Below are 13,425 nucleotides of genomic sequence, written 5' to 3' on the forward strand. Positions count from 1 at the left end.
GGGGGCACCTATCAAGTCTGCACGACCGAATTGTCTTGAAAATAACCATATTATGTGAAATATACAACAGATTAAAATCATCTGCTGCGCTGCGACGGCGGTATTCATGTACACGAAATATTTCGGATTCAAAGAAAAACCGTTTACCCTGACGCCCAATCCCCGCTTCATCTTCCTCAGCAAACATCACAAGGAAGCGTTCGCCCATCTCCTGTACGGCATCAACAGCCATTACGGTTTTATCGAACTGATCGGCGAGGTGGGCACCGGCAAGACCACGGTGTTGCGCACCCTGCTGGGGCAGCTACAGGACAAGAACTACCGTACGGCCCTGATCTTCAACCCCAGCCTCACCGGCGTGGAACTGCTGCGCAGCATCAACAACGAGTTCGGCATCGACGCCAGCAGCCAGTACGCCAACGAACTGCTGGCGGTCCTGAACCGCTTCCTGCTGGAGGAAAACAGCAACGGCAGAACCGTTGTCCTGGTCATCGACGAGGCCCAGAACCTGGACCCGGCCACCCTGGAGCAGATCCGGCTCATCTCCAACCTGGAAACCGAGGATGACAAGCTGATCCAGATCATCCTCGCCGGACAGCCGGAACTGGAGCACCTGCTGTCCAAACCGGAATTGCGCCAGATTAACCAGCGCATCGCCGTTCGCTACCGGCTCCGGCCGATCAGCATGGACGAAACCCGCGCCTATATCCGCCACCGCATGGAGGTCGCCGGCGAGAGCGGCGGCGTATCCTTCAACCGTTATGCCATCAAATACATCTATCTCTACACCCGCGGCGTTCCCCGCATGATCAACATCCTCTGCGACCGGGCTCTCCTGATCGCCTACGGCGACGAACGCCGGGATATCGGCGCCAGCATCGTCAGCAGGGCCATCAGGGAGATTCTCAACCTGCCGCGGAACCGCTTTGCGCCAAAGCGCCTGGCGACTATGACCGCCGCGGTCATTGCCGTGGTGGCGCTTCTGGCATTGGGGGCTGCCCAATGGCAATCCGGCCGTTTCCGGCACGTGGGGCAGCGCCTGCTGGCCCGCCTTGCCGCCCCCTCCGCTCCCGTCACGTCGGAGCCGTCCGGGGCGAAGGCATCCGCCACAACAGCGAATTCCCCCACCAAGGCCGCATCGTTGTCGGCATCGGCGTCCCGCCGGATCTCCAGCCTGGAGCAGGAACTCCTTTCTTACGAGCAGGCCGGCACCCATCTGCACGCCCTGAATGCCCTCATCGCCCGTTGGCGGGCGCAACCCTACGGCACGGTCGGCGGGCGCCTCACGACTCCCGATACCTTTTCGCGTCTCGCCGCCAAGCGGGGGCTGCGCCTGACGCCCTTCACGGGAACGCTCGACGAAGCCATCCGCTTCGATCTTCCCTTCCTGGCGGTGACCCGGGTGTCGGGTGACCTGGGGGCCTACTGCCTTGCCGTGACCGCGGTTCGCGGCGACAGCGTGACCGTGTCTCCCGCGCTGTTCGGCAAGGGCGTCGTCGATCGGAAGGAGTTGGCATCCCTGACCACCGGGACCTTCTACCTCGTCTGGAAGAACATCGGCCGCATTCCGGTCACGATTACCCCCGGAGAACGCCGGAACGAGATCAGCACCCTGCAACGGCTTCTCAGGCAGGCGGGTGCGTACCATGGGCCGTTCGACGGCATCTACGGCGACGCAACCGCCGCGGCGGTGCGGGCGTTCCAGCATTCCCACGGCATCGCCGCGGACGATCTGGTGGGCGAACTGACCCTGGCCGTGCTCGTGCCCTACGATACGGGCGCCAACATCCCTTCCCTCAAGGGAAACTGATCGGACAAACGGATGAGTTCCATTCTCAAGGCGCTGAAAAAGCTGGAAGAGGAAAAATCGGCCCGGACGCCGGACGCCCTCAAGATCGATACCGAAATCCTGCGCGGCGGAGGTCCGTCCCGCTTTCCCTATCGCAACGTCGTCCTGCTGGCGGTGCTGTTTTTCGTCTGCGGGTCCCTACTCACCTATCTGTACGTGAAACGAGGGGCCAACCCTGCCGTCACCGTAGCCACTCTCCCCCCGCCGGAGCATGCCGCGCGCCCCCAGGCGGCACAGCCGCCGCCCGCCGCCGTGGAAGTCCCCGGGGAAAGCCGGCCTGCCGGCCGACCGCAGCCTCGGGCACAGAATACACCGGCCCCGGTTACCGTCGCCGCGCCCCATGCCAAGGTCAAGCCTTCAAAACAGATCCGCGCCGCCACGCCGTTATCGGCGGGGCAAGCGAAACCGGGAGCCGCGGCCGTGCCGGCGGCCGCCACCGCGCCAACCCCTGCCAGGCGTATCCCCACCCTCAGGGTGGACGGCATCGCCTACCACTTCGGCAGCGCCGACAGCCTTGCCGTGGTGAACGGGAACACGGTCTATGTGGGGGCAATGGTCGATGGGGCGAAGGTCGAGGACATCGGGAAGGATCGCATCCGGTTCAGCTACGAGGGGGAGAGGTTCGACATTCCCCTGGGCAAGTCCAATTGATCCATGAAAAGGGCGCCGCAGGGACGCTGGGCTAGACCACACTTCAAGGCAGGAACGCCGCTCGTCTCCTCGTCTCTTTTCTGCGGCGTTGCGGCCTTGTTGGCCAGGGTCAGCGCACGATCACCCGGACGAATTTCACCAGGTAGTCCACACCGGACCAAATGGTCAGCAGGGTGGCGATCCAGAGGTAGAACATCCCCACATTATGCATGTTGACATGCACCAGCGGGTTGTCGATCCCGAACAACCAGTTGTAATCGTAATGCAGCACCAGCCCGAGAATGGCCACAATCTGAAAGATCGTCTTGAACTTGCCCAGATCGCTGGCCGGAATGACGATCCCTTCGCTCGACGCAATCCCCCGCAGCCCCGTAATAATGATCTCCCGCCCCAGGACTACCAGCACCATCCAGGCGGGAACCCTCCCGAAGGGGAGGATCATGATCAGGGCCGCCATCACGATCAACTTGTCGGCGATGGGGTCGAGAAACTTGCCGAACACCGTGACGATCCCCATGCGCCGCGCCAGGTAACCGTCCAGCCAGTCGGTGATGGATGCCAGGGCAAAAACCGCGGCTGCCCAGAAGCCGGCACTCTGGGCCGGTGAAAGGAGCAGAAACGCCATGAGTGGAATGGCTGCGATCCGAAGCATGGTCAGCATATTGGGGATGTTGAGTATGGGATGGGAGGTGCGTGTCGTCATGGATTCAGTTCGCCCGATAGGATTGCATGTAGGATAACACCCGGTTGACATAGGTGCGGGTTTCGGCGTACGGGGGGATACCCCCGTATCTGGCCACTTTGTTCAGTCCTGCGTTGTACGCGGCCACGGCCAGGGAGACATCCCCGCGGAACGTATCCAGCAGAAAGCGGAGGTATTTCACCCCCCCTTCCACGTTATCCTTCGGATCGAAGCTGTTGCCGACCTTGAGGGACTTGGCGGTTCCCGGCATGAGTTGCATCAGGCCGCTGGCCCCCTTGGGGGAAACGGCATTGGGGTTGTAGCCGGACTCGGCATGAATGACCGCCTTGATCAACGACTGGTCAACCCCGTATTTATCCGCATAGGTCTTGATGATGTGATCGTATTCGGCCGGGTTGACCGAGGCGGCGAACTTGAGCCTCGTGCGCAACTGCTTGTCCTTTTTAAGGTCGCGCATAAAGACTTTGAAACGCTTGTCCGTCGGGGCGTCGGTAAAGTGGACGATCCCTTCCGCATCCTCATAACGGTAGATATCGGCATGGGCGGGCATGACCGCGATCAGGAGGGCTCCTAGGCCGGCCAGGGCGGCTACCCTTGGCACGACCATCATATGACGGATGTTTTGATCCCTATGCATAATTTTCCATAGTCTCAAATATGAATGATTTGTTCAAGAGTAAATCCATGTACGTAGGTCACGTCATGTTCCCCCGGCGCCTGCCGTAGCGTTCCAACCGCCCATTCATCTCGTCGGCCAGCCCCCGGTGGACCATGTCCCAGGAAAAACGCCATTCCCAGTTTCCAAACGCCGTGCCGGGGAGATTCATGCGGGCGGTGCCCGGCAGGCCGAGAATATCCTGAAACGGTATGACAACCGTATCGGCCACGGACATCAAGGCTATCCGGACGATGTCCGCTACGATATCGCGCCCGTTCGAACCGACATAATCCCGTACCAGGCTGCGATGGTGTTCATCCTGGCCGGTATACCATCCCAGGGTGGTGTCGTTATCGTGCGTCCCGGTGTAGACCACGCAGTTTTTGACACAATTGTGGGGCAGGTAGGGGTTGGCCGGGCCGGAATCGAAAGCGAATTGCAGAATCTTCATGCCGGGAAAGCCGAAACGGTCGCGCAGGGCCTCTACCGCGGGGGTGATGATGCCAAGATCTTCGGCGATAATGGGCAATGCCCCAAGTGCGGAGCGAACCGCCTCGAACAGGCGCTCCCCCGGGCCGGCCCCCCATGCTCCCCGCTCCGCTGTCCGCTCGTGGGCCGGCACCTGCCACGCCGCCTCAAAACCGCGAAAATGGTCGATGCGCACAGTATCGAACAACGAGAAGGCATGGCGAAAACGTTCGATCCACCAGTCGAATCCCCGGTGTTCCAGGATTTCCCAGTCATAAAGCGGGTTGCCCCAGAGTTGGCCGGTCCGGCTGAAGTAGTCGGGCGGCACGCCGGCCACGGAGGTCGGCCTGCCCTGGCCATCAAGCAGGAAAAGGTGGCGGTTGCGCCAGACATCGGCCGAATCATAGGCCACAAATATCGGTATGTCGCCGATGAACGAGACCCCCCGGCTTGCGGCATATGCCCGCAACGCCTGCCATTGGCGGGAAAACTGCCACTGCAGGTATTTCTGGGCTCCGATCTCGGGCCCCAGCTTCAGCGAAGCCTTCTCAAAGGTTTCCGCCGTCAGCAGCGCCGCTTCCTTGGGCCACTTCTGCCAGCTTTTCCCCTTGTAATGCTGCTTGAGCGCCATGAAAAGCGCAAAATCGTGCAACCAGGGCGTCGTATCGCAGAAGTGCCAGAACTCCTCGGTCCGCGAGCTTCTCTCGGCGGCAAGGAAGGTTGCCGCCGCCTGGTGGAGCAGCCCCGGCTTCACATCGGAAACGCCGCCATAGTCCACCCGTTCTTCGGGAAAATGGCTGCCGACCGCCTCAAGCGGCAGATCGCCCTCCCGGGCAAGCTGCCGGAGGTCGATCAGGAGGGGGTTGCCGGCAAAGGCCGACAGGGATGAATAGGGGGAGTTGCCGCAGGCGGGCGGAGTCAGGGGGAGCACCTGCCAGTAGCTCATCCCCATGGTCGACAACAGGTCCACGAACCTTCGTGCGTCGTCTCCCAGCGTCCCGATGCCGTCATGCCCTGGAAGCGACGTTGGATGAAGCAGGACGCCGCAACTCCGTCTCTTGAGCATTGTCTGCCTCCTGAATCGTTTTGTCGCAATTAAGCCATAGACAACCCTGCTTTGCAAATAAAATCAATATTTTGACAAACATTAAAATATGATTCAATTCCCGGCGGCTTTCGGGTATAGTTTCGAGAGAGCACCAGCTATGTTCACGAGGCAACCATCCCCTTTTCCCGTTCGTTCTGCGGACCCAAGATGAATAAGCAACCCCTGGACATACCGACCGGCGCCATCGATGCCAGGCTCCTGGCGGCCCTGATCATCGAGCTCAATATTTCGCTCCGTTATTTCAGGTCATATCCCGCCGGGCATCCCATCATCGACGCCTCCCTGAAGAAGGTTGTGGCGCTCTATGCAAAACTGATGGCGGGGCATGACGAAATCGTCGTTGCCGCCGCAAAGAACGCCCTGCTGGTGGAAAATGTCTCCCTCGACAAATCGAACCTTGTCTTCCGCGATTTTGCCGGCGTGCTTTTCGAGCACGGCATCGGCGCCTTGATCTTCCACAAGGGGCTGGACGTGGAAGAGCTCAGGAGCTTCAACCTGATTCTGGGGCTCAAACGGGAGGAGCTCAACGCCCGGGGAGGCATCGAAAAAATCTGGGAGCAGTCGCACATCGCCGCCCTCGGCATGCGCGCCATCCGCTACGATCTTTTCAGCGCCACCGAGGACGACGCCCTGGCCGACTCCTCGACAACGGGACAACCGGGCGAAGGGCTCTGGGAACGTTTTGCCCGTGGCCTGATGGGGGGCACGCTCGGTTTCGGCGGGGCGGACGCCGCCGGCATCGACCCCCGGCAGTTGGCCGATGCGTTCAACCGCCGCTACCGCGAATCGGGCGCCAGCGGGGATGACGGGTACATCGACGTCTTCGCCGACCTGCTCGAACCGGAAGAAAACGACCGGGAAGACGGCGCCAAGCGGCGCATCCCCGGCCGACAGATCGCCGCCTTCGTGGAACACCTGGACCCCGGCCTCCGCCGCACATTACTCTCCAAATCCTTCGCCATCGACGAACCGGGTGCGCGCCCTGCGCTGGAAGAGATCATCGGCCAACTGCCCGACCACGTGATTGCGGGAATCCTGGACGATATCGACAGCAACAGGGTCACGGTCCCCCCCGCCGTCATGACGCTCCTGCAGCGCCTCTCCCTGCATGCAGCCAGCGGCAGCCACGATTCGCTCTCCTTCTCCCAACTGGCCGAAGAGGGGGCACAGGATAAACTGCGCATCATCTTCGGCGAGCATGCCGCGGAGGAACAGGGATTCCAGGATGACGGGGCGCCGGCGCGGCCGTGCCGGCCTGGCGGCGGGATGATGCCCTCCCCCCGCCAGGAGCTCGAACGCTTGCGGGAAACCATGCAGGCCGGTTGGCTGGAAAGCCATGTCGGCCAGATCATCCTGCGCCTCGCGGCCGCGGCGGACAATCCGGACGGGATGGAGCCTTTGGCCCAGAATCTGGGGGATATGTGCGGTTATCTGCTCCAGACCGGGGATTACCATCAACTGCTCGGGATCATCGAACAGGCAGACTCCCCCGCCCTCCCCCCGGCATTCCGGGAGCACCTCGCGGAACGTTTCCGCCGCCGCGACTTCCTGGACGAGATCATGAACGGCCTGACCACCTGGGGCAAGAGCCGCTTCGAGGACATCCGCCTGCTGGTGGAAACCATCGGCCCCCCGTTCATCGAACCGCTTCTGGACAACCTGGCCGAGGAAGAAAACATGTCGCTGCGGCGCTTCATGATGGATTGCCTCCTGGGGTTCGGTCCTGCCGCAAAAGAGTCGATCCTGGCGCGCCTCGACGACCAGCGCTGGTATTACCTGCGCAACCTGCTCATCATGCTGCGCTCCCTGGACGACCCGGACATCGTCCCCCACATCCGGCCCCTGGCCATGAACAGAAACCCCAAGGTCCGGCAGGACGCCTTGCGCACCCTGCTTTCCTACAACGATCCGGTGGCGGAACGCCAGCTTCTGCGCGACCTGGAAAGCAGCGACAAAGAGGTCAGGCTCGCCGCCATCGCCATGGCCGAAAAAAGCCGCTCCCCCGACGTTTTCAGAAAGCTTCTGGCGATTGTGGCCAAAAGCGGTCTTTCGCAACTGGATATCGAGCTGAAGAGCACCGCCATTGCCTCCCTGAAGGAGATCGGGCGGGAGGAGGCCCTCCCCGAATTGCTCAAGGTGCTGGGGTCCGTGAACCTGATCCGCGCCAAGGCCCTTGCCCGCCTCAAACTCGACATCGTCCGTTCCCTGGAAGGATACCCCCCCGCAAGCGCCCTGCCGATCCTGGAAAAGATCGCCAAGGGCAGCGACGAATTGGCGCGGCAGGCAGACGAATCCCTGCGGGCCGTCAGGATGAGATCCGATGGATAGTGAAAATCTCGTCATACAGGAATCCATCCGCTCGTTGCTCTCGGCAACCGCCAACGCCGCCCTCTACTCCATGGGGCATCCCCAGGTGGCGCGCCTGGCCGAGTCGGCCTACAAGGGCATCAGCGCCGCCCTTGGCGTCTCCCCGCAGATATCGTTGACGGTTATCGAAGACGAACTGGTCATCAACGGCGAACCGCCCTCCTTCAGCCTCTTCCTGAACCGCTTCGCCGAGATGCTCGCATCCAGGGGAATTGGTCATGTGAAGCTTGTCGAGGGGCTCGGCCGCGAGGAGATCACCGCCCTCATCGCCGCCTTGGCCAGTCAGGAAGGGGCAAAAACGGCTTTATCCTCCAGCGAGCACATCCGCTTTGGCCGCGTCGAACTGCTGGAGGGAAGCAACGGTGAATACTCCGTGGAGGAAACCGGAGCCGCGGGCCGACGCGAGATCCCCCTGCGGGACATGCCGGCCGAAGAGTTGGCCCGCTTCACGGAGATCTACGAGGCGCTCAGAAGGAAACAGAAGATGAAGGTTGCCGGCATCGTCGAGATCGTCTCCGCGTTCATCGCCGCTTTCAGGCGGGAGGGGGAATCCCGGCTGGTCACGGCGACCATGCGCAGCGACGAGGAGTATACCTTTACCCATTCCGCCAACGTGTGCATCCTCAACCTGGCCCAGGCCATGTCCCTGGGCATCGAGGGGCAGATGCTGCACGATATCGGCATGGCAGCCATGCTGCACGATATCGGCAAGCTCTTCATTCCCGAGGAGATCCTCATCAAGAAGGGTAAGTTGACGCCCCGGGAGTTCAGCCTGCTGGAGGGGCACCCGGTGCGGGGCGCCCGGCATCTCCTGGAGGTTCCCGGCGTCCCCCGCCTGGCGGTGGTGACCGCCTACGAACACCACATGAAGCACGATTTTTCCGGCTATCCCAAAGCGCCCGATGGCTGGCGTCTCAACCTGTGCAGCCAGATCACCATGATCTCCGATTTCTTCGATGCCATGCGGACCCGGCGCCCGTACCGCGACCCGGTGGACCTGCGGACCATCGTCAGCCAGATCCGGGAGCGGGCCGGGAGCGATTTCCACCCCCTCCTGGCCCGCAACTTCCTGAACGTCCTCAAGCGCATGGTCGAGGCGCGCCGCTCCTCATAATCTCCCCCTCCCCTTCTTGACATTCCCCGCCGCCGTGCTTACCTACCATGTGTAGGGCAGCACATTTTATTCACTATCCGAAGGAACGAATCATGGACTTCAACCGTTTGACGCAAAAATCCCAGGAAGCCTTTGCGGAGGCCCAGAACAAGGCCGTTACCAGCGGCCACGTGGAGGTGGACGGCGAGCACCTGCTCTGGGCCTTGCTGGAGCAGCCCGATGGTCTGGTGCCCCGCCTCTTGACCCGGATGGATGTCCGCCCCGAGGCGATCAAAAAGGAGGTCGAGGCGGAACTGGACCGGCGGCCCCACGTGTCGGGCCCCGGGGCCGAGCCGGGCAAGATCTACGTATCCCAGCGGCTGTCGCGCATCCTGGTGGCCGGAGAAAACGAAGCCAAGCGGCTCAAGGACGAGTACGTATCGGTGGAACACCTCTTCGCGGCACTTCTGGGCGAAGGGGACAAATTCCCTTCCGGCAGGATACTCAAACGGGCCGGCATCGACCGGGAAAAATTCCTCAAGACCCTGACCGACGTGCGCGGCAACCAGCGGGTGACCTCGGCCAACCCGGAGGCCAGCTACGAGGCCCTGGAGAAATACGGCCGCGATCTGGTCAAGATGGCAAAAAGCGACAAGCTCGACCCGGTCATCGGCCGGGACGAGGACATCCGCCGGGTGATCCGCATCCTGTCGCGCAAGACCAAGAACAACCCGGTGCTGATCGGTGAGCCGGGGGTCGGCAAGACCGCCATCGTGGAGGGGTTGGCCCAGCGCATCGTGCGGGGCGACGTGCCGGAAGGGCTCAAGGACAAGACGGTCTTTGCCCTGGACATGGGGTCGCTCGTGGCCGGGGCCAAATACCGCGGCGAGTTCGAGGAACGGCTCAAGGCGGTGCTGAACGAGATCAAGGAGGCCCAGGGGAACATCATCCTCTTCATCGACGAACTGCACACCATCGTGGGGGCCGGCAAGGCCGAAGGCGCCATGGACGCCGGCAACATGCTGAAACCGATGCTGGCCCGGGGCGAGTTGCACTGCATCGGCGCCACCACCCTGGACGAATACCGCCAGCACATCGAAAAGGACGCCGCCCTGGAGCGCCGCTTCCAGCCGGTGCTGGTGGAACAGCCCTCGGTGGAGGACACGGTATCCATCCTGCGGGGGCTCAGGGAGCGCTTCGAGGTGCATCACGGGGTCAAGATCCAGGACAACGCCCTGGTGGCCGCCGCCACCCTCTCCAACCGCTACATCACCGAGCGTTTCCTGCCGGACAAGGCCATCGACCTGGTGGACGAGGCCTGCGCCATGCTGCGCACCGAGATCGACTCCCTCCCCTCCGAGTTGGACACCATCTCCCGCCGGGTCATGCAGTTGGAGATCGAGGAGCAGGCCCTGAAGAAGGAAAAGGACCCGGCCAGCCGGGAACGGCTGGAGACGCTGCGCAAGGAACTGGCCTCGGACCGGGAAAAGGCCACCGCCATGCGGGCCCGCTACGACACGGAAAAGGTGGCCATCCAGCGCGTCCAGGGGCTGCGGGAGCAGATCGAGAAGACCCGGCGCGACATCGAACAGGCCGAGCGCTCCTACAACCTGGAACAGGCCTCCAAGCTCAAATACTCGGAGTTGCCGGGGCTGGAGACCGCCCTGAAGAACGAGGAGGCTGCCCTGAACGAAAAGCAGGGGGGGCAGAAACTGTTGCGGGAAGAGGTAACCGAAGACGAGATCGCCGAGATCGTGGCCCACTGGACCGGCATCCCGGTCACGCGGCTGGTGGAGGGGGAACGGGAAAAACTGCTGCGCCTGGAGGACATCCTGCACCAGCGGGTGGTGGGCCAGGACGAGGCGGTGCGCCTGGTCACGGATGCCGTGCTGCGCGCCCGGTCCGGCATCAAGGACCCGCGGCGGCCCATCGGCTCGTTCATCTTCCTGGGGCCCACCGGGGTCGGCAAGACCGAACTGGCCCGTACCCTGGCCGCGGCCCTGTTCGATTCGGAAGAGAATCTGGTGCGCATCGACATGTCGGAGTACATGGAGAAGTTCGCCGTATCGCGCCTCATCGGCGCGCCCCCGGGCTACGTGGGCTACGAGGAAGGGGGACAGCTGAGCGAGGCGGTGCGGCGCAAGCCCTACAGCGTGCTGCTGTTCGACGAGATCGAGAAGGCTCATCCCGATGTCTTCAACATCCTGCTGCAGATCCTGGACGACGGCCGGGTCACCGACAGCCACGGGCGCACGGTCAGCTTCAAGAACACGGTGGTTATCATGACCTCCAACATCGGCGCCCCCCACCTGCTGGAGGGGATCACCGCCGACGGCGAGATCCGGGAGGATGCCCGCAAGGCGGTGATGAACGAACTGCGCGCCAGCTTCCGCCCCGAGTTCCTGAACCGGGTGGACGACATCGTGCTCTTCAAGCCGCTGCACCTGGACGAGGTGGTGCGCATTGCCGACCTCCTGGCGGAACAGTTGAAGGAACGGCTGAAGGATCGTCACATAACTCTGGAAATTACCGACGAAGCCAAGCGCTTCATCGCCCGGGCCGGCTACGACCCGGTCTACGGTGCCCGGCCGCTCAAGCGCTATCTGCAGCGGGAATTGGAGACCCGGGTGGCGCGAGCCATCATCGCCGGCAATGGGTTGGAGGGGAGCACCCTGCGCGTGGAGGTGCGGGATGGGGCGCTGGTGGTCGGCGTGGAGAGTGCCCAGGGGCAGGCGGTGGAGCAGATAGCCCGGCAATGAAAACATACCACACAACGGACAAAAGCCGGTCCCTGTTCAACCAGGGCCGGCTTTTGTCCGTTTCAGATAAAAAGAGCGCTGACAAAATGATGCTTCTTGTGTTGTCCTCATCATGTGATGGGTCACGAATATCTGCCCGGACCACAAAAGGGCCGGCCCATCCTCGGCATGATGCCCCTTCAATAAGCAGTACCTCTTTCGTTCGGGATTCCCGCCCCGATCAACTCCCCAGCCACCAGCCGTGATAACTGAACGGCACATGGTGCCGCAGCATCACCCGCGCCAGCGGACCGTCGGCCAGTCGCTCGCCATCCAGCACTGCCAGCAGGCTTTTCCTGGTCCGGCTGTCGTAGACCTCGGTGAGTACCCAGCCGTTCCCCTCCGGCACCGCGCTGTTCCGGGGGACAAAGACCGGCTCGCCGCAGTAACAACCTGCACCGAAATCGTAGCGTGTTCTCTGCCCTGATTGCAGATCAATCCGCTGGATAGCCGACCAGAAAAACTCGTCCGGGTTGGCCGCGCAGAGCCAGACAAAACGGTTCGGCCGGCAACGGCCGCGTTCGTCGATGCGCGGCCACTCGAAATTCCCCGTGGCCAGCAGTTCCCTGGCTACTCGTTTTTGCCCCGATTCTATCCGGTAGCGCCACAATTGGCCCGGGGTGTGGCCCCTGCCTTTTCCCCCGGTCATGACCGCATTGGCCGCGGCCCCCGGGCCGACCAGGTGGTCCGGATCGGCATACCCCACGAAATCGGCAATCAGTTCATCGCCGCGTTCAAAAGCATTGACGGAATGCCACATGAACGACGGCTCTGTCGGAAAAAGCAGCGGCACACCGCTGAAGTCCCGAGCCAGGACAAGGAGCAGGTTCCCCTGCTCGGGGCGCCAGCGTAGCGAGTCAAGGATGCTGCGGACTCCCAGGAGCGGCCCCCAGACCTCCACCTCCAGCGGGTGGAGACTGAGCATCACGTGGCTTTTAGCGACAAACCAGTCGTGCAGATAGACATAGCGTGGGAGGTCGATGATCCGGTGCCGCGACAGCGTACCGTTGGCGGCGAAACAGGTCAGGTGCAGGGAGACCCGGCGTCCGTACTGGATCCCGAAATGAAGCCATTCGCCGGTCAGGGGGTCGAACTTGCCGTGGGCCGCAAAGATCACTGGGATTTCCGAGGCTATGCCAAGCCTCGATTCGCCACGAGTTTCCAGGGTTACCGGGTCCAGCTCGAACGGCAGGGATGATTCGTCAAACGCATACAACCTGCCTTGCCAGGGAAACACCGTGACACCCGCCTGGCTATGGATGCGGCCCGGTCCCCAGAAATTGTTCCACAGGCCGCCGGGGGCCAGGGTGCTCCAGGTGGGGTAGAGAAAACGGCCCGCCGCCGCTTCTTCCACAAGCTTGGGGGTGGCTACGAAACGGTTGCGGAACCGGACCCCGTGATCGTGAAAATGAAAGCGCTGGATCAGCCCGTCCCCATCCAGGAGGCTCCGCTTGCGCAGCCCGCCCCGGTCGAACAATCCGGGACCGTTGCGGAAGAGCGTCCCGCGCAGCCCTGCCGGGATCACCCCCTCCACCTCCGCAGCATAATCATACTCTTCAGGCAACGAGGTAGCCAACCCCAGGTAGGGTTGATCAGGGCCGCCGAAGTCGCGAAAACCGGCCTTGGACAGGGGGGTGCTGGCGGCACAACCGCTCAGCAGGGCACATGCGGTGCTGCCGCTGCATGCAAGGAACTCTCTGCGCGTCATCATGTCTGTCAGTATACCACAC

The 13,425-nt window shown here is 62.5% G+C and carries 9 protein-coding genes; 5 read left to right on the forward strand and 4 right to left on the reverse strand.

The genetic code is table 11. The features are described 5' to 3' along the window. Positions 1–106: 106 nt before the first annotated feature. Both FO488_RS19400 and FO488_RS08810 read left to right on the forward strand, forming a co-directional pair. Positions 107–1,810: an ExeA family protein gene (locus FO488_RS19400; protein ID WP_168205952.1), complete on the forward strand. Its 1,704-nt coding sequence runs from the start codon at positions 107–109 to the stop codon at positions 1,808–1,810. 12 nt (positions 1,811–1,822) lie between these two features. After that, the gene (locus tag FO488_RS08810; RefSeq protein ID WP_149210221.1) at positions 1,823–2,500 is read left to right on the forward strand and encodes a general secretion pathway protein GspB; all 678 of its coding nucleotides are present in this window, start codon (positions 1,823–1,825) and stop codon (positions 2,498–2,500) included. 109 nt (positions 2,501–2,609) lie between these two features. On the opposite strand, the gene pgsA is transcribed toward FO488_RS08810, so the two are convergent. The 3 genes from pgsA to malQ all read right to left on the reverse strand — a co-directional run bounded on the left by pgsA (position 2,610) and on the right by malQ (position 5,425). Next, a complete protein-coding gene (pgsA, locus tag FO488_RS08815; RefSeq protein WP_149210222.1) occupies positions 2,610–3,203 on the reverse strand; it encodes a CDP-diacylglycerol--glycerol-3-phosphate 3-phosphatidyltransferase in 594 nt (197 codons plus the stop codon). A 4-nt stretch (positions 3,204–3,207) separates the two neighbouring features. Beyond that, positions 3,208–3,810: a lytic transglycosylase domain-containing protein gene (locus tag FO488_RS08820; RefSeq protein WP_149212124.1), complete on the reverse strand. Its 603-nt coding sequence runs from the start codon at positions 3,808–3,810 to the stop codon at positions 3,208–3,210. An 88-nt stretch (positions 3,811–3,898) separates the two neighbouring features. After that, positions 3,899–5,425 carry a 4-alpha-glucanotransferase gene (malQ, locus tag FO488_RS08825; protein ID WP_255516558.1) on the reverse strand — a complete coding sequence of 509 codons (1,527 nt, stop codon included), beginning with the start codon at positions 5,423–5,425 and terminating at the stop codon, positions 3,899–3,901. Positions 5,426–5,584: 159 nt separating this feature from the next. On the opposite strand from malQ, the gene FO488_RS08830 reads away from it, so the two are divergent. The 3 genes from FO488_RS08830 to clpB all read left to right on the forward strand — a co-directional run bounded on the left by FO488_RS08830 (position 5,585) and on the right by clpB (position 11,656). After that, positions 5,585–7,765, forward strand: a complete 2,181-nt coding sequence (locus FO488_RS08830) for a HEAT repeat domain-containing protein (protein ID WP_149210224.1) — start codon at positions 5,585–5,587, stop codon at positions 7,763–7,765. After that, positions 7,758–8,918, forward strand: coding sequence for an HD-GYP domain-containing protein (locus tag FO488_RS08835; protein ID WP_149210225.1), 1,161 nt, complete (start codon positions 7,758–7,760; stop codon positions 8,916–8,918). The genes FO488_RS08830 and FO488_RS08835 overlap by 8 nt, the downstream gene beginning before the upstream one ends. Positions 8,919–9,010: 92 nt before the next feature. Continuing rightward, entirely contained in the window at positions 9,011–11,656 is a 2,646-nt protein-coding gene (gene clpB / locus FO488_RS08840; protein WP_149210226.1) for an ATP-dependent chaperone ClpB, read from the forward strand. A gap of 220 nt (positions 11,657–11,876) precedes the next feature. On the opposite strand, the gene FO488_RS08845 is transcribed toward clpB, so the two are convergent. Further along, a complete protein-coding gene (locus tag FO488_RS08845; protein ID WP_240732226.1) occupies positions 11,877–13,406 on the reverse strand; it encodes a carotenoid oxygenase family protein in 1,530 nt (509 codons plus the stop codon). Positions 13,407–13,425: the final 19 nt, after the last annotated feature.

The organism is Geobacter sp. FeAm09 (genome assembly GCF_008330225.1).
Classification (GTDB): Bacteria; Desulfobacterota; Desulfuromonadia; order Geobacterales; family Pseudopelobacteraceae; genus Oryzomonas.

Excerpts from the sequence above, each read along its gene's own strand:
- FO488_RS19400 (WP_168205952.1), top strand. The coding sequence starts at position 107 with ATGTACACGAAATATTTCGGATTCAAAGAAAAACCGTTTACCCTGACG.
- FO488_RS08845 (WP_240732226.1), bottom strand. The coding sequence starts at position 13,406 with ATGATGACGCGCAGAGAGTTCCTTGCATGCAGCGGCAGCACCGCATGT.
- FO488_RS08820 (WP_149212124.1), bottom strand. The coding sequence starts at position 3,810 with ATGGTCGTGCCAAGGGTAGCCGCCCTGGCCGGCCTAGGAGCCCTCCTG.
- FO488_RS08835 (WP_149210225.1), top strand. The coding sequence starts at position 7,758 with ATGGATAGTGAAAATCTCGTCATACAGGAATCCATCCGCTCGTTGCTC.
- pgsA (WP_149210222.1), bottom strand. The coding sequence starts at position 3,203 with ATGACGACACGCACCTCCCATCCCATACTCAACATCCCCAATATGCTG.
- FO488_RS08830 (WP_149210224.1), top strand. The coding sequence starts at position 5,585 with ATGAATAAGCAACCCCTGGACATACCGACCGGCGCCATCGATGCCAGG.
- clpB (WP_149210226.1), top strand. The coding sequence starts at position 9,011 with ATGGACTTCAACCGTTTGACGCAAAAATCCCAGGAAGCCTTTGCGGAG.
- FO488_RS08810 (WP_149210221.1), top strand. The coding sequence starts at position 1,823 with ATGAGTTCCATTCTCAAGGCGCTGAAAAAGCTGGAAGAGGAAAAATCG.